This is a genomic window from Micromonospora sp. NPDC048898, assembly GCF_043198035.1.
In the GTDB taxonomy this organism is placed as follows: domain Bacteria; phylum Actinomycetota; class Actinomycetes; order Mycobacteriales; family Micromonosporaceae; genus Micromonospora.
Genome location: NZ_JBICUF010000002.1, coordinates 531,795 through 557,881 on the forward strand (window position 1 = coordinate 531,795; position 26,087 = coordinate 557,881).

22 protein-coding genes are annotated in these 26,087 nt (G+C 70.6%); 5 read left to right on the forward strand and 17 right to left on the reverse strand.

The annotated features are described in order from the left end of the window. Positions 1-3 precede the first annotated feature (3 nt). The 13 genes from ACGFIQ_RS09170 to ACGFIQ_RS09230 all read right to left on the reverse strand — a co-directional run bounded on the left by ACGFIQ_RS09170 (position 4) and on the right by ACGFIQ_RS09230 (position 12,165). Positions 4-1,215 carry an aminotransferase class I/II-fold pyridoxal phosphate-dependent enzyme gene (locus ACGFIQ_RS09170; protein ID WP_393241618.1) on the reverse strand — a complete coding sequence of 404 codons (1,212 nt, stop codon included), beginning with the start codon at positions 1,213-1,215 and terminating at the stop codon, positions 4-6. A gap of 83 nt (positions 1,216-1,298) precedes the next feature. Beyond that, positions 1,299-2,225: a hypothetical protein gene (locus ACGFIQ_RS09175; protein ID WP_393241621.1), complete on the reverse strand. Its 927-nt coding sequence runs from the start codon at positions 2,223-2,225 to the stop codon at positions 1,299-1,301. A gap of 32 nt (positions 2,226-2,257) precedes the next feature. After that, positions 2,258-3,055 (reverse strand): HpcH/HpaI aldolase/citrate lyase family protein, encoded by a 798-nt coding sequence (locus ACGFIQ_RS09180; RefSeq protein WP_393241624.1) that lies wholly within the window; start codon positions 3,053-3,055, stop codon positions 2,258-2,260. A gap of 47 nt (positions 3,056-3,102) precedes the next feature. Beyond that, positions 3,103-3,684 (reverse strand): MaoC family dehydratase, encoded by a 582-nt coding sequence (locus ACGFIQ_RS09185; protein WP_393241627.1) that lies wholly within the window; start codon positions 3,682-3,684, stop codon positions 3,103-3,105. A 2-nt stretch (positions 3,685-3,686) separates the two neighbouring features. Beyond that, entirely contained in the window at positions 3,687-5,417 is a 1,731-nt protein-coding gene (locus ACGFIQ_RS09190) for a 2-isopropylmalate synthase (protein WP_393241630.1), read from the reverse strand. A 191-nt stretch (positions 5,418-5,608) separates the two neighbouring features. Continuing rightward, positions 5,609-6,337 carry a 2OG-Fe dioxygenase family protein gene (locus ACGFIQ_RS09195; RefSeq protein ID WP_393241633.1) on the reverse strand — a complete coding sequence of 243 codons (729 nt, stop codon included), beginning with the start codon at positions 6,335-6,337 and terminating at the stop codon, positions 5,609-5,611. A gap of 40 nt (positions 6,338-6,377) precedes the next feature. Continuing rightward, a complete protein-coding gene (locus ACGFIQ_RS09200; protein ID WP_393241636.1) occupies positions 6,378-6,560 on the reverse strand; it encodes a lysine biosynthesis protein LysW in 183 nt (60 codons plus the stop codon). Beyond that, positions 6,560-7,525: a transketolase family protein gene (locus ACGFIQ_RS09205; RefSeq protein WP_393241639.1), complete on the reverse strand. Its 966-nt coding sequence runs from the start codon at positions 7,523-7,525 to the stop codon at positions 6,560-6,562. Before ACGFIQ_RS09205 ends, ACGFIQ_RS09200 begins: the two co-directional genes overlap by 1 nt. Next, complete coding sequence (locus tag ACGFIQ_RS09210; protein ID WP_393241642.1) at positions 7,522-8,364, reverse strand: transketolase; 843 nt, start codon at positions 8,362-8,364, stop codon at positions 7,522-7,524. The genes ACGFIQ_RS09205 and ACGFIQ_RS09210 overlap by 4 nt, the downstream gene beginning before the upstream one ends. After that, entirely contained in the window at positions 8,361-9,656 is a 1,296-nt protein-coding gene (locus ACGFIQ_RS09215; RefSeq protein ID WP_393241645.1) for a DegT/DnrJ/EryC1/StrS family aminotransferase, read from the reverse strand. Before ACGFIQ_RS09215 ends, ACGFIQ_RS09210 begins: the two co-directional genes overlap by 4 nt. Positions 9,657-9,696: 40 nt before the next feature. Continuing rightward, complete coding sequence (locus tag ACGFIQ_RS09220; RefSeq protein ID WP_393241648.1) at positions 9,697-10,737, reverse strand: BtrH N-terminal domain-containing protein; 1,041 nt, start codon at positions 10,735-10,737, stop codon at positions 9,697-9,699. A 1-nt stretch (position 10,738) separates the two neighbouring features. Then, complete coding sequence (locus tag ACGFIQ_RS09225; RefSeq protein ID WP_393241650.1) at positions 10,739-11,335, reverse strand: hypothetical protein; 597 nt, start codon at positions 11,333-11,335, stop codon at positions 10,739-10,741. Positions 11,336-11,403: 68 nt separating this feature from the next. Continuing rightward, the gene (locus ACGFIQ_RS09230) at positions 11,404-12,165 is read right to left on the reverse strand and encodes a hypothetical protein (protein ID WP_393241653.1); all 762 of its coding nucleotides are present in this window, start codon (positions 12,163-12,165) and stop codon (positions 11,404-11,406) included. Positions 12,166-12,302: 137 nt separating this feature from the next. Between ACGFIQ_RS09230 and ACGFIQ_RS09235 the strand changes: the two genes are divergently transcribed. The 5 genes from ACGFIQ_RS09235 to ACGFIQ_RS09255 are packed head-to-tail and all read left to right on the forward strand — an operon-like array spanning position 12,303 to position 20,682. Continuing rightward, positions 12,303-13,292 (forward strand): RimK family alpha-L-glutamate ligase, encoded by a 990-nt coding sequence (locus ACGFIQ_RS09235; RefSeq protein ID WP_393241655.1) that lies wholly within the window; start codon positions 12,303-12,305, stop codon positions 13,290-13,292. Then, positions 13,289-14,413, forward strand: coding sequence for a M20/M25/M40 family metallo-hydrolase (locus tag ACGFIQ_RS09240; RefSeq protein WP_393241658.1), 1,125 nt, complete (start codon positions 13,289-13,291; stop codon positions 14,411-14,413). The genes ACGFIQ_RS09235 and ACGFIQ_RS09240 overlap by 4 nt, the downstream gene beginning before the upstream one ends. A 5-nt stretch (positions 14,414-14,418) precedes the next feature. Beyond that, positions 14,419-18,468 (forward strand): amino acid adenylation domain-containing protein, encoded by a 4,050-nt coding sequence (locus ACGFIQ_RS09245; RefSeq protein ID WP_393242174.1) that lies wholly within the window; start codon positions 14,419-14,421, stop codon positions 18,466-18,468. A gap of 11 nt (positions 18,469-18,479) precedes the next feature. Then, complete coding sequence (locus ACGFIQ_RS09250; RefSeq protein WP_393241660.1) at positions 18,480-19,634, forward strand: acyl-CoA dehydrogenase family protein; 1,155 nt, start codon at positions 18,480-18,482, stop codon at positions 19,632-19,634. Position 19,635: 1 nt separating this feature from the next. After that, positions 19,636-20,682 (forward strand): acyl-CoA dehydrogenase family protein, encoded by a 1,047-nt coding sequence (locus tag ACGFIQ_RS09255; RefSeq protein ID WP_393241663.1) that lies wholly within the window; start codon positions 19,636-19,638, stop codon positions 20,680-20,682. A gap of 112 nt (positions 20,683-20,794) precedes the next feature. Here the strand turns inward: ACGFIQ_RS09255 and ACGFIQ_RS09260 are convergent, their stop codons facing one another. The 4 genes from ACGFIQ_RS09260 to ACGFIQ_RS09275 form a co-directional block, all read right to left on the reverse strand. After that, positions 20,795-21,493 carry a response regulator gene (locus ACGFIQ_RS09260; RefSeq protein WP_393241666.1) on the reverse strand — a complete coding sequence of 233 codons (699 nt, stop codon included), beginning with the start codon at positions 21,491-21,493 and terminating at the stop codon, positions 20,795-20,797. 181 nt (positions 21,494-21,674) lie between these two features. Then, on the reverse strand, positions 21,675-21,860 hold the full coding sequence (locus ACGFIQ_RS09265) for a hypothetical protein (protein ID WP_393241669.1): 186 nt from the start codon (positions 21,858-21,860) through the stop codon (positions 21,675-21,677). A gap of 103 nt (positions 21,861-21,963) precedes the next feature. Beyond that, positions 21,964-25,011, reverse strand: coding sequence for a BTAD domain-containing putative transcriptional regulator (locus tag ACGFIQ_RS09270; RefSeq protein WP_393241672.1), 3,048 nt, complete (start codon positions 25,009-25,011; stop codon positions 21,964-21,966). Positions 25,012-25,112: 101 nt separating this feature from the next. After that, positions 25,113-26,084, reverse strand: coding sequence for a hypothetical protein (locus ACGFIQ_RS09275; protein WP_393242177.1), 972 nt, complete (start codon positions 26,082-26,084; stop codon positions 25,113-25,115). Positions 26,085-26,087: the final 3 nt, after the last annotated feature.

Below are 26,087 nucleotides of genomic sequence, written 5' to 3' on the forward strand. Positions count from 1 at the left end.
CGGTCACTGGAACCCGTCCAGCACATCCCGCAACGCGTCGATGAAGCCCTCGGTCATCGCCGTGGTCATGTCACCTCGCAGCATCAGGCGTATGCCGGCCTGCCCGCGCGGGACGACCGGGAAGAACATCGCCGACGTGTAGTAGCCACGGCGGTAAAGCTCGGTCGCCAGGCGCACGGCCCGCTCGTTCTCGCCCACGGTGACGAACTTGATGTGCGAGCCGGTACCGCCGATCCGGTAGTCCTTCATCCGGCTTTCGAACAGGGCGACGTTGGCGGCCAGCTGACGCTGGCGCACGCCGAGCTCGGGAGACCGATGGACCGCGATGCTGCCCATGGTCGTCCCGATGGCGGCCGTGCGCAGTCCTTGGGACCAGCCCATCGGCCCGGTGCGATAGAGGAAGTCGAAGACGCCGGACGAGCCGAGCATCGCGATGCCGCCGGTGCTGCCGAACGCCTTGGCGGTCGACGCAACGATCATGGTGCGCTCGTCCAGCTCGCGGAAGACCGACCGGGCGTAGCCCTCGCCGTTCGGCCCCCGGGTGGACAGGGCGTGCGAGTCGTCCAGATAGACGTACAGGCCGTACCGCTCCTGCAGGGACCGGATGCCTTCCAGGTCCGCGAGGCCGCCGGTCGAGTAGGCGCCCTCGCAGACGTAGGCGACGCGCGGGTACTTGCGGCACACGTCCTCGAGGAAGGTCATGTCGTTGTGCGGCGAGGTCAGCACCAGGGTCTCGTCGGCCACCACGGGCTTGACGAAGTTCATCGAGAAGTGCGCGAACCGGTCGAACACGACGACCAGCGGGTCGGAATCGGTGAGGTGCCCCGACGCCAGCAGCGGCAGCACCGCCGAGCTGAGCACACCACACGAGATCGAGGGCAGGACGGGCACGCCGAACAGGTCGGACAACTCCGTCTCGAGGTAGCGCGCGGCCTGGAGACGGATCCGGAACTCGGCCATCGCCAGCCCGGTGACGTTCTCGGTCCGCAGCGCGTGCACGCCGGCCTCGACGACCGCCGGGTGGCTGTTGAGCCCGAGGTAGGAGCACGAGGCCAGGTTGAGGAACTCGTGGCCGGTCCGGACGTCGCGCAACCGGTTCTGACCGCCGGTGGCGTCGACGCGGATGTCGAGCATGCCGTGTTCGCCGGCGAGCCGCCAGGCCGCCTCGCCGGCCGGGACCATCCGTTGGTTGTTGCGGAAACGGTGCGGGCCCATCGTGCTATCGGGTACGGCGTCTATCACCGTGTCGCGGGTGTGCATGCGTCTCCTCGAATCGCGAGTGCGGGGGCGGACCCCGGCTAGCTTCGGACGGACGGTGCCTGGGCGGCGAGCGCGCCGTCCACGCCCCGGTGGTAGCGGTCGTGCTCGGCCGTGTTCGCCGCCGGCACCGTGACGGTGACCTTCGGCATGTCCAGCCGGTAGTGGCGGTACCAGTTGTTCAGGTTCTGCCCGTCCGCGAACTGCAGCTCCATGTGGCGCAGCGGGCGCTTGCCGGGTTTGGCCGGGTCGGCCAGCACCGGTGTGGAGCCGGCGTGTGCCAGGCCGCCGTCCACCTCGTTGTTGAGCACGACCATCACCATGTCGTGGCGCAGGTCGACGTCGACGGCCACCGCGTACTCGGCGAGGATGGCCTCGGCGTGGGCCGGCCGCACCGCGACGTTGTAGCTGTGCGGCATCAGCTCGATCAGATCGGCCGGCTCGACACCTGTCGCGCGGCAGTACGCCCGGGTGTCGCACACGATCGGCAGGCCGCCGTCGATGTTGGTGTTCGGGCCGTAGACGTTGCCGATGAAGGTCGTGGCGGCGTCGAAGTGCACACACTTGGTGGTCAGGAACTCCCGCGACTCGGTGTGGTCCGAGTTGGGGGTGAAACTGGTGTTCTTGTTGAAGCCGTCCACGTCCATGCTGGCCACCTTGTCGTACTCCATGACGACCGGGGTGTGCCGCTCGAGGTCGGTCCGGGCGGTGAAGGCACGGAAGATCGCCTCGAGGTAGTCGCGCGCCGCCGCGGCGTCCTTCTCGTCGTGGATGTCCTTGCCGTGGCGGGCCAGCAGCGAGCTGAGGCCGTGGCAGACGGCCAGGCCGGCACCGTCCGCGACCAGCTCGTCCAGGCGGGCCGTGAGCTCGGCCGGGACGGAGCCGAAGCGCTCGCCGGACAGGCCGACCTCGTAGTCGGAGATGTCGACCATCGCCTGCTTGACGATGTCCTTCGTCGAGATGCTCACTTCTTCTCCTCGGTTTGTCGGTTCTTCTCGCTTCAACGGACCGGACGGGCGATGCCGTCGTACAGGGCGATCGTGCGCCGGGCCTTCAGGACGAAGGGCGGCGCGAGCACCCGGTCCTTGCTGACGGTGAAGCCCGCCTCGTCCGCCTCGTAGTCCTTGATCGTCTGGTAGTGAGCGTCCAGCTCGCCGGGCGACGTGCAGAACGTCTCGACGATGGTGTCGACCTGCTTCGGGTGGATGGCCGCCTTGCCGGTGTAGCCGCACAGCTTGGCGGCCTCGCTCTGGGCCCGGACCAGGTCCATGTCCCACAGTTCGAAGGAGTTCGTGTCGATGACCGGCAGGCCGTAACGGGACGCCGCCACGCACATCCGGGACCGCGCGTGGGCCAGATAGGACTCGTTTGGCGCCCACATCTCGGCGACCAGGTCGGCCTGCCCGAAACAGAGCCCGTCGCTCACCGCCGCGATCTCGAAAGCGTTCTCGACCGCGTCCACCGTCTCGATGAAACTGCAGATCTCCGGCGGGTTCGGCAGGACCGACAACAGCGAACGGTAGATGGCGACGTCGCGGGCGCCACAGATCTTGGGAAGCAGCACCGTCTCCAGCGGCAGTCCGCCGATGATGCCGCCGAGGGCGAGGATGGTCTGGATGTCGAGCAGGCCGTCCAGTGTCTCGATGCTGTTGATGCGCATCCAGACACCGTTGTGGCCGGTTCCGGTCAGATCGACGTCGGCGAGCCGCTCGCGGGCGACGGGCTTGGCCTGCTTAGGCACGGCGTCCTCGAGGTCGAGCACCAGCACGACCGACTCGCGCGGAACGTGCTTGAGCAACTTCTCGACGCGCGACGCGGGAACGTAGAATAGGCAGGGGCTTACTTTCACGGCCGGACCTCTCCCGCCCGAACTGGGCGTTCATCTTCTGCAGCGGAGACTGCTCCGAGCGGATCGGCCGCGCTGCCCGGCCGGTCGCGCATGGCGGCCAGCACGTTGCGGTCGAACTCGATGACCCGCACCCCGTCCTGGTTCAGGCCGGCCGTGTGGACGGTGACGATGCCTTCGCCCGGCCGGGAGCCGGAAGGGCGCTTGGCGACGATCGTGGTCTCGGCGTAGAGCGTGTCACCGACGAAGACCGGCGCGGTGAGCCGGACGTTGTCCCAGCCGAGGTTGGCGATCGCCTTCTGACTGATGGTCCTGACCGTCATCCCGTTCACGATCGCGAACGTCACCAGGCTGGACACCAGCAGCCGTTTGAACTGCGTGCCTGAGGCGTAGACGTCGTCGATGTGCAACGGATGCAGGTTGAGGCTCAGCAGCGAACTCCAGATGTTGTCCGTAGTGGTGATCGTGCGGCCGGGCCGGTGCTCGAATACCTGGCCGGCGATGTAGTCCTCGTAGTAGAGGCCCTCGTCCTCACGGAATCGCCCGGCCTCCAGCTCGAGGTACGTGGCCGGCGGCGGCACGCTCATCGGGCTCCTTCCCGCGCGCCGGCCAGCTGCGGTACCGCCCGACGACCGGCCGGGCGGGCGCCACTGCGGTGCAGGGCCGACAGCACCGCCTGCACGATCGCCGCATCGGGCGTCGCGCCCTGTCCCGCACCCCAGACGAGCTCGTCCGCGACCAGCAGTTGTGCGTAGCCCACGTGGGCGGCACCGGAGGCGGGGCCGGCTTCGTCGCTGACCAGCTGTGCCACGTCAGCGCTCACGCCGCGCTCGCGGACCTCGCCCAGCAGCGTCTCCACCGGATCGGCGCCGGACGCACCCGCGGCAAGAGCGGCCCAGTCGCCGGGGTCGCAGTACTCGGCGCGGAAGGTGTCCCAGATCCGGCCCGGCTCCACCTCGGTGCCGGACCGGTCGGTGACCCGCTGGATCACCTTGGCGAACTCGGCGCGCAGCGGCACGGGCAGCTCGACGCCCCACCGCGAGTGCAGCACGTACGCGATGCCGCCCTTGCCCGACTGGCTGTTGACCCGGATGACCGCCTCGTAGCTGCGGCCGAGGTCCTGCGGGTCGACTGGCAGGTAGGGCACGTCCCAGGGCAGCTGCGCGACCGGCACCCCGGCCGCTGCCGCGGTATCCTGCAAGTGCGCCATTCCCTTGGCGATGGCGTCCTGATGGGTACCGGAGAACGCGGTGAACACGAGCTCGCCGGCGTACGGGTGGCGTTCCGGCACCGGCATCTGGTTGCACTCCTCGACGGCGCGCCGGACGCTCTGGATGTCGGAGAGGTCGAGCTGCGGGTCGATGCCGCGACTGAACAGGTTGAGCGCCAGCGTGACCAGGCAGACGTTGCCTGTTCGCTCGCCGTTGCCGAACAGCGTGCCCTCGACCCGGTCCGCACCCGCCGCGAGCGCGAACTCGGCGGCGGCGACAGCGGTGCCGCGATCGTTGTGGGGGTGAACCGAGAGGATGATCCCGTCGCGCCGGTCGAGGTTGCGGCTCATCCACTCGATCTGGTCGGCGAACACGTCTGGCGCGTGCATCTCGACCGTGCTCGGCAGGTTGAGCGTGAGCGGCCGTTGCGGGGTCGCGTCGACGATCTCGGCGACCGTGTTCGCGATCTCCAGCGCGTACTCCGGTTCGGTGACGTTGAACGTCTCCGGTGAGTACTCGAACCGGACGGCGCCCTTCGCGCGGTCCGCCAGCCGCATCATCTGCTCCGCGCTTTCCCGGGCCAGCGCCATCACCTCGGACGGCGTCTTGCGGAACACCACCTCGCGCCACAGGCAGGCCGTGGCGTGGCACAGGTGGACGATGGCGTTGTCCAGGCCACGGATGGCCTCGAAGGTGCGGTCGATCAGCTCCGGGCGGGCCGGTGTGAAGACCGAGACGGTCACATCGTCGGGGATGTGGCCGCCGGTGACGAGCCGGCGCACGAACTCGAACTCGGTCTCGCTGGCCGAGGGGTAGCCGATCTCGATATCCTTGACCCCCAGGCTCACCAGCAGGTCGAACATCTTGCGTTTACGCCTGAGGTCCATGGGGTCCGCCAGCGCCTGGTTGCCATCGCGCAGATCCACCGAGCTCCACAGCGGCGCGCGGCCAGGCGAGCGGCCGAGCCAGGTACGGGTGCCGGGCTCGAGAAGCTCCCGCGGTTCGGCGCGAACGTACCGGTGCGTCGGCATCCCGGACGACCGCTGCGGGTTCCACCATGGTTGCGCGGGTGGACGGCGGTCGGCAGAAGTATTTGTCTTCATGAATTCCCCTCGGCTCATTGCTGCTCCGGCGGTTCTCCAGTCGGCGGGTTGGTACGGAACGAAAACTACGAGCGGAACGGCATTGAATGCGTCCGCGAAAAACACAGGTGCTGGTGCACAATTCACTTACCTGACCGGACGGCCCCGTCCGGCGGCCGGAGCGCCCCGGCCGCCGGCGCCGTGGCGACGGGTCAGAGCGCGGCGTAGGCCATGATCAGGACGTCGCGGTGCCCCGGCTCGCCCGCGTCCCGCGGATGCACCGAGGTGACCGCGTGCAGGGTGCGGCGATCGTCGCCGAGCAGGATGTCCCCGGGCTCGCCGAGCGTCGTGCTGAGCAGGTGCTCGCCGTCGTCGGTATGCACCGAGCTCTGCCCGCCGATCGTGTTGCGTCGGTGGATCATCAGCGACGTGATGAACGTGACGCCGTCTCGATGGCGCCCCTCGGGAGTCGGCTCGCCGGGCTGCTCCTCGGTGGCGGTGGTCCGGATGGGTGTCACCTTGACGTCCCATTTCCGGGTACCGTCCACACCGCTGAAGAGGTGAGCCAGTTCCATGAGTACCGCGCGCAGTACGGTGTCACCGACGAACGTCTCGGTCAGCGGTTCATAGACCCGGTCGACGCCGCCGTGCAGTTTGTTGACGTCCGCCTCCTGGCGATACGGAGCGTGCGGGAATTGACTGATCTCGCCGCGCTCGACGTCGATCGAGAAATGGCCGTACCGGCGAAAGCGATAGGTGCCACCGTCGGCCATGTACGGGTCGAGACGCAGATCTTCCCAGTTTCCGGCGAAACGCGACCAGTCGTCGGCGGACACGCCGGTCAACGATGAGAAAGCGTCGTGCTCGACGAAATGGGCACCGGACTCTGCCAGGGCCTTGATGGCGACCTCACGGGTCGGATTTGCAGTGGTCATCCTCATTCTCCATCCGGAAGTTCGGGCCTGGAATCGCCGGCCGGCGCTATTCGCCCCAGTCATCCTCGACCTCGGGCGCACGCGCAAGCACCAGCGGGCTCAGCACGACGACCTCCAATTCGTTGCGGCAGCCCGCACACTCGAGAATCTCGTTCAGGCGCACCGATTCGCCGATCTGGATCGGCTCCTCGCACTCGGGGCAGATCGGCGCGGTGGTCGTCGTGGTCATCAGTGGTATTCCTTCCGATCGGTTCTCCCGCAGCGGGCCGCGGAGTCGAGCGCGGCACGGACCGAGCTCACGACCCGCTCTGCGGTGAGGTCGTAATGGGCGACGAGGTGCTCCTGGTTGCCCACCTGGTCGACGAAGTGGTCCGGCAAGCCGAGCCGCAGCACGCGCCTGGGCGCCGCCTCGGCCAGCGTCTCGGCGACCGCGCCACCCAGGCCGCCGCCGCGCCAGTGCTCTTCCAGCGTCACGACGAGGCGGGCCGGGCCGGCCGCGGCCACCAGCGTGCGCGTGTCGAACGGCCGCAGCGTGTGCATGTTCAGCACGGTCGCCTCGACGCCCTCCCCGGCCAGGGTTTCCGCGGCGGCGAGGCAGGCGAGCACGGGGTAAGGGCCGCAGCTCACCAGCACCACGTCGGCGCCCTGCCGCAGCGTCTGTGCCTGGCCGATGACCGGCGGCGGGCCCGGGGGCAGAGCCGGTGTCGGTTTGCGGCCGAGCCGGACGTAGAGCGGCCCGGCCAGGTGCATGCTCTGCTCGACGAACGCCTCCGTGGCGGCGGCGTCGGCCGGCACCACGACGGTCATGCCGGGCAGGACCCGCATCACGGCGAGGTCCTCGAGGGCCTGGTGGGTCGGGCCGAGGTGGCCCGCGGAGAGACCGCCGTGGGTGGCCATGATGCGCACCGGCAGCCGGTTGTAGGCGATATCGATCTTGATTGCCTCCAGCGCCCGGGACGCGGCGAAGGCGGCCATCGTATTGACGAACGGGACCCGCCCGCTCGCGGCCATCCCGGCGCCCACGCCCATCAGCGCGTGCTCGGCGATGCCGAGGTTGAGGTACTGGTCCCCCGCCGCCGCGGCATGGTCCGCGCTGAACAGACCGGTGTCGGTGTCCAGGCAGATCAGTTCCGGGTGCCGGCGCAAAAGCCCGAGCAGCGTTTCCCGGTACGCCTCCCGCGTCGCCCGGTTCATCCAAGGCCGTCCATGGCTTCGAGCGCACGCATGGCCCGCGCGTGATTGCGCGGCGACAACGTGACGTAGTGGCTGGCACCGCTGCCCGCCAGGAACGGAAGCCCGTGGCCCTTGATCGTGCGGGCGATCAGCACACTCGGCCTGCCGGGCTCCCACGGCGCGGCGTCGAGCAACTGCGCCAGCCGGTCCGGGTCGTGGCCGTCCGTCTCGCGGACCGCCCAGCCGAAGCTGCGCCAGCGGACGGCCAGGGGTTCCATCGGCGCGATGCCACCGGTGGCGCCCGTCAGTTGCAGTCCGTTGCAGTCCACCACGGCGACCAGCCGGTCCAGGCGCTGCGACGCGGCCACGATCGCCGCCTCCCAGACCGAGCCCTCCTGCAGTTCGCCGTCGCCGAGCAGGACGAAGGTCCGCGCGGCGCCGCCGGCGTAGCGGGCTGCGAGCGCGAACCCGCAACCCAGCGCCAGCCCGTGACCGAGCGAGCCGGTCGGCAGCTCCACGCCGGGTACGGCGCGCACGGGATGGCCCATCAGCCGGCTGCCGGGGCGCCCGTATCCGGAGAGCTCGCCGACGTCGAAGTAACCCCGTTCGGCCAGCGTCGCGTAGAGGCCGAGGGCGGCGTGCCCCTTGCTGAGCAGGAAGCGATCGCGGTTCGGGTCGTCGGGCCGGGCCGGATCCACGTCCAGGACCGAGAAGTAGAGCGCGGCGAGCACGTCGGTGCAGGACAGCGCGCCGCCGAGGTGACCGCCTTCGGGTCCCGCGCACATGTCGACGACGTGCGCGCGGATGCGGTGGGCGACCATCGGTAGCGTGTCGCGCTCGACGGCCTGGGTGGCGGTCATGAGGCCGCCCCGGCCAGCGTGGCCACCATGTCGCGGTGCGCCCACACCTTCTCGAAGGCATCCGCGTACAGGCCGAGCAGGTCGCCGGAGTCCGGGTTCAGGTGCCGCTTCTGCAGGGTCAGCGAGTCGGCGATGACGGCCCGGGTCACCGGGTAGCCCGCACCCGGTGACGTACCGGGCGCCCCGGTCACCGACCACGGATAACCCGAGCCGAAGCCCACCCGGTCGGTGAAGACCTTCTGGTCCGGCAGTGGCATCAGCTGGTACTGCGACATCGGGACGCCTTCGGCGCGCAGCAGCCGCCGCAGCGTCGAGCGCAACGCCTCGGGCCGCACCCCGTCCAGGCCGAACGCGGCCGGATCGAACCGGAACCGCAGGATGTGCCAGGCATGCGTGGTGTCCGGCGGCGCCGTCGGCACCCGCAGGCCGGGCAACCGCGCGAGCCGGCCGAGGAAGCCGGCGATGTTGCGCTGCCTTGCCCGCTCGTAGTCGTCGAAGCGGGCGAGCTGCGCGTCGGCGAACGCCGCCTGCAGCGTGTTCATCTTGTAGTTCCAGCCCAGGCCGTAGGAGACGTAGTCGCGCTCGCGGCCGCTCTCGATCACCTCGCCGAACTGCCGGCCCCGGCGCATCGCGGCGGCCAGCGCGGCGTCGCGGGTCACCAGCAGACCGCCTTCGCCGCAGGTCGGGATGTTCTTGGTGACCTGAAGACTGAAGGCGCCCGCGTCGCCGATGCCGCCGACGGGCCGGCCCCGGTGGGTGGCACCAGGCGCCTGCGCGGCATCCTCGATCACCGCTAGATCGTGGCGACGGGCGATCTCGGTGATCCGGTCCATGTCGGCGGGCGCGCCGTGCAGGTGCACGGGGATGATCGCCTTGGTCCGGCCGGTGATCCGGCGTTCCACGTCGTCCGGGTCGATGTTGAAGGTGATCGGGTCGATGTCGGCGAACACGGGAACGGCCATCTGGTGCACGGGCGCGAGGCCGGTGGCGATGAAGCTGAGCGCGGGCGCGATCACCTCGTCGCCCGGCCCGACGCCGAGCGCGGCCAGCGCCAGCGACAGTGCCGCGGTGCCGTTGGACACCGCGACGCAGTGGCCGAACCCGAAATGGCGGGCCCAGTTCTCCTCCAGCACGGACACCGGGTTCTCGCCGTTCGTGTCGGACACCATTCGTGCGCCGTCCAGCGCGTCGAGGACGGCCTTGCGGTCCTCGTCCAGCACCAGCGGCCATGGGACGTGTCGTCGGTCCCGCGGCACGGTCGTCGTGCCGCCGAACGCTGCCAGCTTGTTCATCACCCTCCACTCCACAGAGTCGCGATGGTCGATGCGTGCGTCACAGCCGCGCCGCCACCAGGCCGACGGCGTCGATCGCCCGCGCGTACGCGCCGCGCAGCACGGTGGCGTGATGCGCGATGTCGGGGGCGATCGCGCGCGGGTCGCCGAGCCCGTGCGCACCGGTGAACCGCAGTCCGGTCCACGCGTGTGCGACGCTCTCGACCGCGCGGCCCGCTCCGGCCAGTGCCGGGTCGTCCCAGCGGCGGCCGCAGCGGCGTAGCAGTTCGCCGTGCAGTGATGCCTGCGCCTGCATGCCCCAGCCGAACGGATACAGCTCCCGCAGCGCACCGGCGTCACCCGCCCGGCATCGGTCGAGCAGCTCCGCGGCGAACTGGTCGTACCCCGGGAGACCGGTGCGGGCCGGGGTAGCCGTGGTGAAACCCTCGTTGTCGGACCGCAGGAAGCCACCCAGCAGCTCGGGTGTCAGGGGCGCCGGCGGACTGCCGAGGCTGACGTCGAGGGAGCGCCGGCCGATCCGTGAGTCGCTGAAGAACGCGTCTTGCACGTCGGTGGGGTTCGCCGAGCCCCAGCTGCGCAGGAACGCGCCGATCGGGACCACGCCGCGGAACGCCGGCGGCATGGCGTCCGAGACGTGCACGACGCCACGGGTCTCGTCCAGGCCGTAGATCAGCACCAGATGCGCCGCGTGCACGTCGCCGTACGCCGGGCGGAACGGCAGGTGATAGTTGTCCACCGCCGCGATGACCAGACGATCGCCGGCCAGCGCCTCGCGCACCTCCCGCCAGACGTCGTCCTCGTCGGCGGGCTGCCACCAGCGGGCGCGCAGGTCGTGGTGCGGTGCGACCGCGGCACCGAGGCCGCCACCGGGCGGGCAGGGGTAGTAGAACTCCTCGCTTCTGACGTCGCCCGGCAGGTGCCGGAACTGCCAGCCGGCGCCGAGCACGGACAACGGGTCCACGCCCGCCCGGGCCAGTACCGACCCGACCGTGGCCTGCAGGCAGCTGATCAGATCGCGGTACCACCACTCCGGCTCCGGGCCGGCGATCATGTACGTCCGGGTCCTCGCGCCGACTGCCATGTCAGTGCTCCGTCCGCTGCAGGGTGACCGCGAACACGTGCACCGCGACGTTGCGGGGCAACAGCATGCCGATCAGCGCGGCGCGCCTGGTGACCGGCACGCGCTGCGCCCACATGACCGCGGGAATGCCCCGCTGGGCATGGTGCGGGTAGTGCATAACCAGGCTCTCGAACGCCTTGACCTCGCCGAACCAGGCGGGCGCCGCCCAGAAGTCCGAGACGCGCAGCGACTCCGCGTCGACGGAGCCGTCGGCGAAGCTCAGCTCGACGGAGTCCTCGCAGCGGCGCTCGGAGGCGGCCAGCACGTGGATCCAGTCGTAGTCGCCCTCGGGCACCCGGATGAATTGCCCGGCGCAGCGGACATTGTCAGGGCCGTCGCCTGCCGGCGGGAACTCGAAAGGGACGCCGCCGACGTGCACGACGCTCTTGCCTTCCGGCAGGTACTCGGCCGCGAACGAGTTTCCCCACACGTTGAAGGCCCCCGCGTCGGTCTCCGTCGCGGCGGAGATCGCAGTATTGTTGCGATGGCCGGAAATGTCGACCGGATCACATAGCCGGTTTATTGCGGACGACACCGAAATGCCCGTCAACTGATCCACCTCATCGAAATCCGCTTTCCTGGGAAACTAGTCCGGCCGTCCGGCCTTTTCGTCCGCACGGTGATTACTCAGGCCGGACCGCTAAGGGGCCGGACCGCGAAGGCGCGCAGCTTCTCGTAGAACGGCTGGTGATAGTCGCGGTAGGCGCGCAGCACGGGGTCCGCGGCGACCGCTTCGACACGGCTGCCGGCGTCACGGTTGCTCCCCCCGGCCGTGAAACCGGCGGTCCGGCTGGTCGACCGGTGCCACCGGCTGGTCGATCGCCACTCCGGTCGCATGCCGGGCTCCCAGCTCAGCGCGTCCGCGATGAAGGGGATGCCGACCGCCGCGCAGTACGCCCGCACCGTCTCGGCCGGCCGGCGCAGCAGGTCACCGGATTCGATCACGATCGGCGTGCGACCGGTGGCGGCCCGCACGGCCGCGAAGATCTCGTGCAGCCGGGCGAAGCCGATCTCGTCCCGGGTGAGCTGCGGATTCAGTGCGTGATGCGAGGCAATGGCCTCGGCCGGATCCCGGACGATGAACGTGTGCGCCGCGGTCGCGAGGAATTCCTCGTCGGACAGCAGGGCGGGGTAGTGGAAGTCCGTGGTGTCCTTGAAGAACACCGGTCCCTGCGCGGCCATGGCACGGAGCGCCGCGAGCACGTCCTGCTCGCTGTGCGCGAGGCGATCGCCGACCGCCACCTCGCCGAAGTCGACCACCCGCGAGAACGGCTCGTGCACGACGGCATGATCGCCGCGCTCGGTCATCATCCGCAGGAACGCGGTCGAGCGGCACCGGGGCGCGCTCCACAAGGCGAGCACCGGGATCCGCGCTGGCGTGTCTTCCACAATTCACCTCTTCCCGGAACGGCGGAAAACCGATGCGACGGTTTTCCCGATCCCGTCAAGAGTGGCACGGCAAACAGCGATTCCCGGTAATCAGAATTCGCAGTCGAACGGCCGGAAAGTCAGCGCGGTGCGTCCCCTTGAATGAGTTTGCGGCGGACGCGGACGATATCGGAACGTCAATACGCTTCCTCGCACAGGGCATGCCGCTCATGCCGCCGGTTCAGCCAGAGTTCCTTTACGGAGGTCACGTGTCAGCGACGCCGCGGCGCCGATATGACTGCAGGATCGTCGTGCTCGCCAGCCGGGTCGGTGCGGACGAGAAGAGATTGTTCGACGCCTTCGATCGGCGTCGTGTCCCGTTCGATCACGTCGACCCGCGCAAGCAGTGGTTCCTGGCCGGGCAACGCGACCAGCCCTGGAAACTCGCGCTGAACCGCGAGATCGGGCAGGTCCGCGCCGCGTATGCGGCCCGTTGCCTGACCGCGGCCGGGGTCCGCGTCGTCAACAGCGCGGAGGCGACCGAGGTGTGCGGCGACAAGTGGCGCACCACCTTGGCGCTGGAGGCGGCCTGGGTGCCGACGCCGCGCACCGCGCTCGCCCTCACCCCTCAGGCCGCGCTGGAGGCGCTCGACGCCATCGGCTATCCCGCGCTGATCAAGCCGCTGGTCGGTTCGTGGGGGCGGCTGGTGGTCCCGCTGGCCGACCGGCGCAGCGCGGAGGGAGTGCTCGAGTACGCCGCCGCGCTGCCGGGCCCCCAGTCGCACCTCGGCTACGTGCAGGAGCTGATCGACAAACCCGGCCGGGACATCCGGGTGATCGTGGTGGGCGGCCAGGTGCTGGGTGCGATCTATCGGATCGGCGAGGCGCTGCGCACCAATGTGGCGCTGGGCGGCCGGGTCCGGCCGTGCGAGGTCACGCCGGAGATCACCAAGCTCTCCCTGGACGCGGCGGCCGCGGTCGGCGCCGACATCGCCGGTGTCGACCTCATCGAGGACCACGACGGTCGGCTGCTGGTCCTGGAGGTCAATCACCGGGTCGAGTTCAGCGGCTTCCAGTCCGCGCTGGACGGCCGGGTCGACGTCGCGGACCACATCGTCGACCACCTCCTGGAACTGACGCAGCGATGAACGCGGCGCTCACTTCCTCGGGCAGGGTCACCGAGACGTACACGGCCGGGTTGCTGCGCAAGATGCTGGAGATTCCGTCCTGCTCGTATCACGAGCGCGCGCTGGCCGACTTCCTGGCCGAGGCCATGACGGACCTGGGCTTCCGGGCCCACATCGACGGCATGGGCAACGTGGTCGGTGTGATCGAGCGTGGCGCCGGCCCGACGCTGATGCTGCTCGGGCACATGGACACCGTCGCGGGCGACGTCCCCGTCCGCTCCGAGGACGGGCGGCTGTTCGGCCGCGGCGCGGTGGACGCCAAGGGACCGCTCGCGGCGATGATCTGCGCCGCGGCCGGCGCGGTGGACTTCCCCGGCCGGATCGTGGTGATCGGTGTCGTGGAGGAGGAGACCCCGCGCTCGCGGGGAGCGATGGCGATCCGCGCCACGCACGACCGGCCGGACGCTCTGATCATCGGTGAGCCGAGCGGCTGGTCCAGCGTGGTGCTCGGCTACAAGGGCAAACTCGACCTGCGCTACACCGTGCAGCGTCCCGCTACGCACCCGAGCAACCCGGCGCCGAAGGCTTCCGAACTGGCGGTCGCCGGCTGGAACGCGCTGGTCGAGCTGCTCGGGCCGGACGCGAGCCACGGCATGTTCGACCGGCCCGGTGCGACGCTGTGCCGGCTCAACGGCGACCTCACCAAGGCAACAGCGGACCTGAGCATCCGCATCCCACCGGGGTTCGACGTCGAAGCCCTGCTGCGCGAGCTGCGCGATCGGCTGCCGGAGGGACGGCTCGACGTGCTCAACTCGGTGGCGGCCTGCCGGGTGGGCCGGGCCGATCCGGCGGTCCGCGCGCTGGTGTCCGGCATCCGGAAGCTGCATGCCCAGCCGCGGCTGGTGGTCAAGACGGCCACTTCGGACATGAACACGCTCGCCGAGGTCTGGGACATTCCCATGGCGACCTACGGCCCGGGCGACAGCAGCCTGGATCACGCCGACGACGAGCACATCGTGCTGTCGGACTACATGCGCGGCATCGACGTGCTGACCATCGCCATCTCGGAGCTGGTCCACCTGCCTGTGCGCCGCGGCACCCGGGAGGGAAAGGCGCCGCTGACCGTGAGGAGCATCCGGTGACCGACATGACGCAGCGCCTCGCCGCGCTGCCCGCCGAACGCCGCGCGCGGTTCCTGGCCCGGCTACGCGAGCACGCCGAAGCCGTGGCGCGCCGCGGTCCGGCGTCGCGCGGTGACGTCGGACCAGTTCCGCTGTCGTACGAGCAGGAAACGCTCCTGTTCCTCGACCGGCTCGCCCCGGACAGCCCTGCCGCCGGCCCGCCGCTGTGCCTGCGCCTGCGCGGCGAGTTGGACGTGGACGCGCTGCGCTCGGCACTGGCCGCGGTCGTGGACCGGCACGAGGCGCTACGAACCACGATCGTGCGGCGCGAGGGCGGCCCGATGCAGGTGATCGCGCCGGCGGTGCCGGTCGAGCTGCCGGTGATCGAGGCGGACGGTGCCGATCCCGGGCAGCGGCTCGCCGCGGCGCGGGCACTGGCCCGGCACCTCGCGCGGCAACGGTTCGACCCGAGCAGGAGCCCGGCGTGGCGCGCGGCGCTGATCAGGGTGGCGCCGGATGACCACCTGTTCCTGTTCGGCGCGGCCGCCGTCGTCTGCGATGCCGCGTCGCACCGGCTGCTGGTGCGCGACCTCGCCGAGTTCTACCGTTCGCTGCGCGACGGCGGCACGCCCCGGCTGCCCGCGCTCACCGCGCAGTATCCGGACTACGCTGTCTGGCAGCGCGACCGGCTCGACGGCGGGACGCTCGACAAGCTCGCCGCGTACTGGCGCGAGCGGCTGAGCACCGCCGAGGTCCTGGAGTTCCCGACCGACCGGCCACGCGGTGACGCACCGACGTCCGCGGGCGGCAGTGCCACCTTCGGTGTCCGGCAGGAGCACCTCGAGCGGGCCGAGAAGCTGGCCGGCGCGGAGGACGTCACCCTGTCCGATGTCCTCACTGCCACATTCTTTGTTCTGGTACGGCGTTACTGCGGCCTGGACGATCTGGTGATCGGCGCGCCGGGCGCGGGCCGGCGGCACGACGCGGTCGTACCCGTGATCGGGCTCCTCACCGGCCTGCGGGTGCTACGCGCGGACCTCTCCGGTGACCCGGCCTTCCGCGAGGTGATCCGCCGGGTCGGCCGAGCGGTGGCCGCGGCCGACGAGCACGACGGGCTGCCGTTCGGCAAGCTGGTCGACGCCGTGGACCCGGTCGCCGACTCGTCCCGTTCGCCGATCTTCCAGACCGTGTTCGGCGCGCAGGACGCGGTTACCACAGCCGATCTCGCCGGAGTCGCCGCCGCGCCGGAGGACGTCGCGACCGGCACCAGCAGGTTCGACATGACCTGGAACGTGGCCGTGCGGCCGGACCCCGGCGCGGACGCGACGCTCACCGTCGAGTTCAACACCGACCTGTTCGACACCGAGAGCGTGGCGCGCTTCGCCCGGCACTTCGACGGGCTGCTCGGCACGCTGACCGCCGCCCCGGACGCACCGCTGTCTGGCGCCGAGGTGCTCAGCCCGGCCGACCAGGAATTCCTGGCCGAGGCCGCCCGCGGGCCCGTGCGGCCGATCCGTGAGTCGACAGTCGTGGCGGAATTCGAGGCGCGGGCCGGGGAATCCCCGGAAGCCGTCGCGGTCGTCGTCGGCGGTGCCGAGACCAGCTACGCCGAGCTCAACACGCGCGCGAACCGGCTGGCCGCCCTGCTGCGCGAGCGCGGAGCCGGACCGGGCACCCGCATCGGCCTGTGCCTGCGCAGGAACGCCGACCTGCCGGCCACGATCCTCGCCGTCCTCAAGACCGGCGCGGCCTACGTGCCGCTCGACCCCACCCATCCCCCGGCCCGGGTCGCCGAGATCGCCGCCGACGCGCAGCTGCGCGTGGTGATCGCGCACGCCGCGACCGGCAAGGCGCTGGGCGAGGCCGACGCGCCCGTGCTGACGCTCGACGACGTCCGAGACGAGCTGTCCGCGCTACCGGGGCACAATCCCCCGCTCGCGGCGGGGCCCGGCGACGTCGCGTACGTCATCTACACCTCCGGCAGCACCGGAAAGCCGAAGGGTGTGCTGCTCGAGCACCGCGGGGTGGTCAACTTCATCGACTCGACGCGGGAGCTGTTCGACCTGACACCGGCCGACCGGCTGCTCGGCTTCGCGTCGGTGACCTTCGACGTCTCGGTGTTCGAGACGTTCGCGGCGTTGCTGACCGGAGCGCGCCTGTGCCTGGCGACCGACGACGAGCGGCTGTCCATCGACCGGTTGCAGGCGCTGATGGAGAAGACCGGCGTCACCGTCATCGACCTGCCGCCGACGGTGATGCCGCTGCTGACGCCGGAGAGACTCACCGGCCTGCGGATCGCGTTCGTCGGCGGCGAGGCGTTCAGCGGCGAGTTGGTGAACCGGTGGAACCCGGGCCGGCGACTTTTCAACGGTTACGGGCCGACCGAGTGCACGGTGACGATGATCGTGGAGGAGTGCCCGGGAACCTGGGACGCCTCGCCGCCGATCGGCCGGCCGATGGCCAATCACGTCGCGCACGTACTGGACCGCGACCTTCGGCCGGTTCCGGTCGGCGTGCCCGGCGAGCTCGTCATCGGCGGTGCCGGCCTGGCCCGCGGCTATCTGCACCGGGACGAGCTGACCGCGGAGAAGTTCATCGCCGACCCGTTCGGCACGGCACCCGGCGGACGGTTGTATCGCACCGGCGACCTCGTGAAACGCCTGGCGGACGGCCGGCTGGTCTTCCTCGGCCGAATCGACCAGCAGGTCAAGATCCGCGGACTGCGCATCGAGCTGGGCGAGGTGGAGTCCACGCTGACCCGCTTCGACGGGGTCGGGCAGGTCAGCGCGCAGGCGTGGACCGACAACGGCGGCGACAGACACCTCGTCGGCTATCTCACGGGCGTCACCGAGGAACGGATCCCGGCGTTGCGCGAACATCTCGGCACGCTGATGCCGGCGTACATGATCCCGTCGTACTTCGTCGTCCTCGACGAGCTTCCGCTCACCACCAGCGGTAAGGTCGACCGGCGCCGGCTACCCGCGCCGGACGTGAACCGCGCCGGCGAGGAGCACGACGACCAGGCGCTCACCGCGACCGAGCGCACGCTGCTGCGCGAGGTGCTCGCACCCCTGGTCCACAACGACCGACTGGGTGTCCGCGACGACTTCTTCCTCGCGGGCGGCAACAGTCTGCAGGCCGTTCAGCTGATCTCGGCGATCAACCGGCGGTTCGGCGTCGAGCTGGCGCTCGGCGACTTCTTCGCCTCCCCCACCGTCGCCCACCTGGCCGCCACCGTCGACGGCATCCGCGGCGCCCGGCTCGGCGACGGCGCTGAAGGCCTGCCCGGTGCGGTCCCGGCGGCCGGCGACCGGGCGCAGGTGGTGATGCGAGCGTCGGGTCCGGCTCAAGTGGTTCTGCTGCACCCGTCCGGTGGCGAGCTGTTCTGCTACGTACCGCTGGTCAGGGCGCTGCGCGGGGACATCGGCGTGGCCGGGTTCGCGGCCGACCCGCGCGACGCCGCGGCCACCCCGGACGGGGTGACGGTGAGCGCCACCCGGATCGTGCGGTCGATGCTGGACACCGGCCTGCCGGAGCCGCTCTGCCTGGCCGGCTGGTCGTACGGCGGCGTGCTCGCGTTCGAGGTGGCCCGGCAGATCGAGGAACGGACCGGGCAGCGGCCGCCGGTGGTTCTGCTGGACGCCTCGTACGACGAGGACCCCGTTCCGCTCGGCGAGCCGACGATCCGGCAACGCTTCGTGCACGACGTGGTCCGGCTTTCCGGGCAGGACGGCCCGGCGGTGACGGACCCGGCTGGCGGCGCGGCAGGCATCCGGGCGGCGCTCGCGGGTCTCGGTGCCGAGCTGGATCTGACCGATCAGGAACTGTCCGACCGCTACCGCACGTTCCGGGCCTGCGCGCTGTCGCTGCAGGCGTACCAGCCGCGAGGACCGTACGGCGGGCCGGTCACCGTGCTCAGCACCCGCCCGGATGCCGCCGCGCAGCAGGAACAGTGGCGGGCGGTCAGCACGGGCCGGTTCCGGGCCGCCGACGTACCCGGCGACCACTACACGCTGTTCGCCGAGCCCGCGCTGACCCGGGTCGTCGCGGCCATCGAAGAGACGCTCGCGTCCTGAGGGAGACGTTCATGCGATTCGGACCGACCGAGGAACAGCAGCGCTTCCGGGCGGACATCCGCGCCACGCTGCGCACCGCCGAGATACGTGCCGCCGCGGCGGCGGCCACCGGCGCGGACGGTGCCGAGCCAGACGCCCGTCCGCTCTACCGCCTGCTCGGCGAGCGCGGGTTGCTCGCCGTGCACTGGCCCGCCGAGTACGGCGGCGGCGGACGCCCGCTCACCGACGCCGCGATCGTCGCCGAAGAGTTGGTCCGCGCGGGCGTGCCGGACACCCTGCACGTCAACACCATCCAGATCGTCGGCCAGTTCGTGCTGATGGCCGGCAGCGACGAGCAGAAGCGCCGATACCTGCCCGCGCTGGCCCGCGGCGAGAGCTTCGCGTCGGTGCTCTACACCGAACCAGACGCGGGGTCGGATCTCGGCGCGCTGCGCGCCGTCGCCGAACCGGACGGCGACGGCTACCGGATCACCGGCACGAAGGTCTTCAGCCTCAAGACACGCTTCGTCGGCCTCGGCCTGTGCGCGGCGCGAACCACCCCGGACGCCGGGAAGTACCAGGGGATCAGTCTCTTCCTGGTCGACCTGGACGCCCCCGGTGTCACAGTGTCGGTCATCCCCGGGATCGGCGACGAGCACTTCCATCGGGTGGACCTCGACTCGGTCCCGGTGCCGCGCGACAATCTCGTCGGCCCGCGCGACGAAGGGTGGCCGCTGCTCAACGAAGCGCTGGCCATCGAGCGCACCGGTCTTGACTATTACCTCAAGGCCGAGCGCTGGCTCGAGGCCGCGCTCGGCGCGCTGATCGACGGCGATCCGGATGCCACGCACGACAAGCACCTCGAGCGGATCGGCCGCTGGCACGGCGCGCTGACGGCCGACAACGTCCTGGCCTGGGAAGTGCTGACCGGGCTCGCCGCGGGCCGGGTCGACCAGGTCTCGGCGGCGGTCGCCAAATATCACAGCAGCGAGCTCGCCCTCGGCGTCGCGGCGTGGGCGGGCGACATTCCTGGGCCGGGGCAGCGGGCGTACCGAAGCAAATTTTCTCTGATCTTGGACTCCGCCTACCGGGAGGCGCCGGGACTCACCCTGTCCGCGGGCACCTCCGAGGTGATGCTGCAAATCATGGCCACCGCGTTCGACTCCATCGGACAGCAGGAGAATTGACATGGACCTCACCCCCGACCCACTGATCGTCCAACTGCGCAGGGCCTTGCGCACAGGCCTGGCAGGCGTCCCCGCCCGGACACAGTTGCACGGCGCGCCGGTGACCGACGGCGCAGCGGGGCCCACGCGCGCGGTGCTCGACGCTCTCGGAGCGGCGGATTTCGAGCGCCCGGCCGCAGCCGGCGGACTCGACCTGGGCCTGACAGCCGGTGTGCTGGTCAGCGCGGAGCTCGGACGCGCCGCCTGCGGCAACTCGTACCGGGCTGACGCGCTGGCGGCCGACACCGGTGGCCCGGCCGGCTCGGCGCTCGCCGGGCTGGAGGCGCTGCCCGCCGGTACCGGGATCACGGCGGTACCCAAGGTGGGCGGCTGGGAGCTGACCGGAACGGTCACCGCCGACGCCGCCCGGCCCGGGACGCTGCTGGTGCCCGTCCGAACCGACAGTGGGCCGCTGCTCGTCGCGGTACCGCACGGCGCGGCCGGGCGCACCGACACGGTCGGCTGCTGGCCGACGGTGGTCCGTTTCGAGGCGACGCCGGTCAGCAAGGTGGACGTGGTCGGTGCGCTGGACGAGTCACCCAGCGGTCCGCTCGCGCGAGCACAACTGCGGCAGGCCGCCTATCTGCTGGGCATCGCGGACGGCGCACACGGCGCCGCGGTGCGGTACGCGGGTCTGCGGCGCCAGTTCGGCACCAGGCTGCGCGACCTGCCGGCGGTGTCGTTCCCGCTGGCGCGCGCCATGGTGGCGTCGCGGGCGACCGGCGCGGCGGTGTACCGGGCGGCCTGGCTGATCGACTTCGAGCCCGACGCGGTCTCCACCGCGCCGATCGTGGCGCTGGCGATGGCGGCGGAGACCGCGCGCGACGTGGTGCGTGTCAGCATGCAGGCGTGCGGGGTACGCGCGATGACGGCGGAGCTCGGCCTGCACCGCTACTTCCGGCTGGCCGCGGCCGAGTCGGTGCGGTACGGCGATCCGCGGGCGCTGTGGCGGATGGTCGGTGCCGACAGGCTGCGATCGGCCCGCGAGTCCGCCCGCGCGGCGGCCTGAAGTCGCCCGCCCCACGCGGCGGCAGTCCCCTCGCGTGGCAGCGGCCTGATCGCCGTCCGCGCTGCGGCCTGATCGCCGTCCGCGCTGCGGCTTGAAGGGACGGTGTAAGGGGTCAGCCAGCGGCGGCGAGTTGCTCGTCGCCGAAGGAACGGCCGCTGGAGTGGATGAGCCCGGCCCGGTAGGCCAGCGACACGAGCTCGGCCCGGTCACGCACACCGAGCTTGGTGCGCACCCGGTACAGATGGGTGCGCACGGTGGCCTCGCCGATGATCAGCTCACGGGCCACCTCCTCGGTGGACATACCGCGCGCCACCATCCTGGTCACCTCACGCTCCCGTGGGGTCAGCTCGGTCACGTCCGGGTACTCCGTCGTCTCCTGCGCGGCCGGCTGCGCCCGGAACCAGCTGACCAGGCGCTGGGCGATGCTCGGCGCGAGCATCGTCTCCCCGGCGGCGGCCGCCTGGATCGCGGAGACCAGTTCTTGCGGGCTGGCGTCCTTGCCGAGCAAACAGCACGCGCCGGCGTGCAGCACGTCGCTGACCGTCTTGTCGGCGTCGGACGCGGTGAACACGACGACGTTGGGTGACTCGTCTTCTTTCTCGAGCTTACGGATCATGTCGAGGCCCGAGATGGTCTGCAGGGCCAGATCCGTGACCACGACATCCGGATGCGTGTTGCGGACCAGGATGATGGCTTCCATGCCGTTGTGCGTCGTGCCGATGACGTCGATGTCCGGCACCGCGTCGAGAAGGGTCTTGAGACCGTCTGCGATCACGGGTAGCTGGTCACAGATGAGCACCCGAATGGTCATGGTATTTCCCCTCGGAAGAGATCAGATGCGGGTGGCGGGCCGCGGGCGAAGATCACGCGGCGCTGTCGGAGGGCAGGTACCGGGCGCAGGCGGTCCGGCCACCCGATGCGGTGCCGGCGCTCGGCCGTGGTCAACGGCTGACGGTCCAGAGCTGCGGCCTGTTCGCCGCGGCCCTGGACCGTCAGCCGTTGCCGTTGTTGTCGGTGGGGGTGACGACGGGCGTCTGGACGACGTTCGGGTCCGGAGGGTCGGCGACGGTGCTCTGCTGGGACGACGCCGGCGGTTGGGTGCCGGCGGAAACCACGATCCCCCCGACGAGCGCCGAGAATGCGAGGACGGCCGAGGTGACGATGGCGGTGAGGCGCATGACTGATCTCCCGTGAACTAGCAGGTCCTATCGACACCGATGATGTTTCCGGACCCAATTCCCAGTCGGTTCCCCTATGGACACCCACCCAGTCCCCATCGGCTCATCGTGCGAATTCCGGGACCTTCATGAGGGAGAAGAGCTTGTCGGCCGCCGATCGGTGCTGCCCGGCCACCTGCGGCTGCCCTTGAGCGTCCGCGGTGCGGCCGAGGCCCCACTGCGCGCACGCCTCGTCATAGCGCAGCTCCATGCGGCAGGCGACCTCGTGAGCCAGCAGTTGCTGCGCGCGCGCCGTGTCGAGGTCTCCTTGCGCGTAACGCACGCGGCCGGCCGAGAGATAGACGGTGGCCCGGTGGATGTCGTCGGTGTTCCGGGCGGCCCTGGCCAGGGCCTGGTCGGCGCTCTCCGCCGCCTCGTCCAGCTGCCCGAGCTGGACCAGCACGTCCGCACGGCGCGCGAGGACGAGCGGCAGCACCGACGCCATGTTCATCCGCCGGCACCGGCTGAGTGCCATGTCCGCCCAGGCGAGCGCCTCCTCGAAGCGGCCGAGACGCTCGGTCGCCTGCGAGAGGTTGCTCAACGCGTCGACGGACAGCTGAACCTCCTCGATGGAGTCGAAGATGGTCACCGCGCGCCGCGCCGACGCCACCGCCTCGTCGAAGCGCCCGAGCCGCACCTGAACGAGGCTGAGCGTGCTCAATGACGAGCCGTCGAGCCGGGTGAAGCCGAGTTCCTGGGCGCGCGCGTTGGCCTCCTGGCAGAGGCGTAGCGCGTATTCCAGCTCGCCCATGCTGTTGCAGGCCTGACCGAGCCGGGCACGGCACTCGGCCTCGCTGTGCACGTCGTCCATCTGCCGGGACAGCTCCACGGCCTCCTCCAGCCGGGCGACCGCGTCGCTCAGCCGGCCCAGCCGCCACTGGCCCATCGCCAGATTCATCAGGTTGAGGCGGGTCAGTGACAGGTCGCCGAGGCGCCGTGACGCTTTGATGCCCGTCTCCAGGGCCGCGTTGGCACTGGCGTCGTAGGCCCGGATGCTGGAGTGGAAGCCGATCTCACGCGGCAGCCGCGCCGCATGCCACAGCAGTCCCTCCCGGTACGCGGTGTCGACAGCCGTCAGCAGGCTGTCGCGATGCAGGTCGAGCCACTGGAGCGCCTTCTCCTTGTGATCGAGGTCGTGCCGGGCCCGCCCGCCTCCGTCACCGTCGTCACCTCCGTCACGGTCGCCGAAGCTGCGCCTGCCGGGGAAGAGCGTGTCGCACGCCCGCTCCGCCATGTCCAGGTAGTGGTCGAGCAGACGCTGGACCGCGCGCTCGTCCTCCGCCGACTTCTCACCCTGCGCGACCCGCTGCACGAAGCCGCGGACCAGGTCGTGCAGGGCGTAGACGCCTGGCTCGCGGGCTTCCAGGAGGCGTACGTCGACCAGCTCTTCCAAGAGGTCTTCGGCGGTCAGCACATCGGTGTCGAGCAGCGCGGCCGCCTCCGCCGCGTCGAGGTAGCGCCCGGGGTGGTAACCCAGCAGCCGGAAAGCTGTCTGCTGGTCGCGCGGCATGGTCTGATAGGACAGCAGCAATGCCCCCGCTACTCCCCGGCCCTCGCTGGTCAGCTCGTCCAGACGACGGTCGTGGTCCCGCAGGCGGTCGACGAGCCGCGCGATACTCCAGCGCGGACGGTTGGCCAGCCGGGCGGCGGCTATGCGGACCGCCAGCGGGAGACCGCCGCACAGCCGCAGCAGCTCCGCGGCCGCGGCCGGCTCCTCCTCGACGCGGCCGAGACCCAGGGTGTTGCACAGGATCTGGTGGCTTTCCAGCTCCGGAAGCGCGCCCACGGAGAGCCACTCGGCACCGTCCAGTCCGGTCAGCCGTGGGCGGCTGGTGGCCAGGACCAGACTGTCGGAGGACGCCGGGATCAGCTGCCGCACCTGGTCCGAGGAGGCGGCGTTGTCCAGCACCAGCAGCATGCGGCGGCCGTGCATGTAGGACTGCCAGCGCGCGGCGCGACCGGCCGGGACCGTGGGGATCTCGTCACCCGGGATGCCTGCGGCGGCGAGCAGATCGGCCTGCGCCTGGAACGCGCTCAGCGGCGTCTGGCTCGGCGTGAAGCCGTGCAGGTCAATGAAGAGGCTGCCGTCCGGATACCGTTCGGCCAGCCGATGAGCGGCCCGGATGGCGAGCGCCGTCTTGCCGCCACCCCCCATGCCGTCGAGCGCCAGCACCGTCGGGGTTTCTTCCCGGGCGTGCGTTGCCGTGTCGCAGATCCACTCCAGCTCACTGTCGCGACCGGCGAAGTCGCGGACGTCGAACGGCAGCGCGTGCGGAGCGTCCGCCCGCCCACGCGTGACTCGGGGCGCGAAGCGTTCGGGCCGGGTGAGCGTCAGATCATGGCGCAGGATGCGCTCGTGCAGGTCGGTCAGTTCCGCGCTCGGGTCGATGCCGAGCTCGTCGGCGAGACGCTCCCGGACCCGGGCGAACTCGTCGAGCGCAGCCGCCTGTTGCCCGGAGTGGTAGAGCGCCAGGATCAACCGGCCGCGCAGCGTCTCGCGCAGCGGATGCTCGTCGGCCAGGACACGCAGCTCGCTCGTGATCTCGGCCGCCTCGCCCGCCTCGATGCGCAGGTCGTAGAGCTGCTCGGCGGCGGCCAGCCGCTGCTCCTCGATCGCGGTCGAGGCGGCGTCGAGCACGGGGCCTCCCACGCCGCCCAGCACCGGACCGCGCCACAATGCCAGCGCCTCGCGCAACCGCGCCGCGACCTGCTCCGGCTGCTGCGCGTTCAGCGCCTCTCTGGCCTCACGCAACAGGTGCTGGAAGCGCAGCAGGTCGAGTTCGTCGGTGTCGACGACAGCGCGGTATCCCAGGTTGTCCGTGACGATCAGGTCGGGACCGTGCGGGAGACGACTACGCAGCTTGGCGATCGTCTTTCGCACCTGATGCTCGGCGCTGTCCGGCGGCTCGTCGTTCCACCCGGCTGCCACCAGACGGGAGACCGGCACCACTCGCCCGGCCTCGAGCAGAAGCATCGCGGCGACGCGTCGTTGCAGCGCGCCATTGATCGATATGAGCTCACCGCCGCTGCGAACCTCGAGGGCCCCCAGGATGGCGAATTCGGGTCTGCCACGTACGTCATCGTGACTCTGTCGAGATGTCGCGGCCCGCACTTCAACCCTCCCAACCAGCAAGAAGACCGAAGTCCCATGCCGCATCGGCGTGTGGCCCCCATGCTTTCACCACCTACGGAGTCTATCTCGATCGAGGGGCGTCACTTCATGATCGCGCGAATGTCGACAACCAGATCTTGTCGGGCCTTGGCGACCCGCTCGCGAGTGATCTCCGGTGTCTCTCCTTCGACAACCACATAAGCGCGCCGGACACGGGGGTCACCGGGTGGCGGAATCGGATCGCCGATCGCATAGGGAAAACGGGCGCCCCGAACCCAGGGCGTCACGGCTATGTCCTCCGTTCCCGTGAATGTCTCCAGGCGCCCCTCGGGCAGGAGAAAAAATCCGATCTCCGCATACCGGTACGCGTCCGGCACCACCGGATGCTGGCCGAGCAGCCCGGCGAAGACCGCCGCTTCCGGATCGAATCCGCGCGAGATCTCGATCAGCAACGGAATCCGATTCGGACCGAGATGGGCACCGCAGGACTCGACCCGCGGCCCCTCGGGAAGCAGCGCCACCTGCGTGTGGGCGGGCCCCGATCGATATCTGCTCGCGGTCAGCAAATCCTCGACCACCGCCGCGATCTCCTTCTGCTCGTTTTCGGTCAGCGGCGCCGGATGCAGGTAGCCCGTCACGACGAAATGCGGTGGTCCCGTGGTGCGCTGAGCCGTCATCCCGACGACGTGGTGGATCCCGTTCACGGTCATCGTCTCGACACCCACCCGGGGCGCCTGCGCCGGGATCCGGTCGCCCGCGTCCGCCGCGCGGAGCCGTTCCAGCACCTCCGGCGGGTTTGCGGACACGCCCAGCCGCCAAGCCTCGCGGACCACCTGCAGGACGGAGGCGTCGTGCCCGCAGTGCAGCACGACGTCGATGTCGTGGACCCGCACGACATCCAGGACGACCTCGCGCAGCGCGGCCTCGTCAGTGCAGTCGGTGAGCACCAATTCTTCGGAGAACTCCGCCAGCCGCGGCGCGAAGTCGGCCTCGAGACGCGCCCGATCCCAGACCGACCAGATCTGGAAACCACGCTCGGCGCCCTTGCGCACGAGTTGGTGGCCCGGCATCACCAG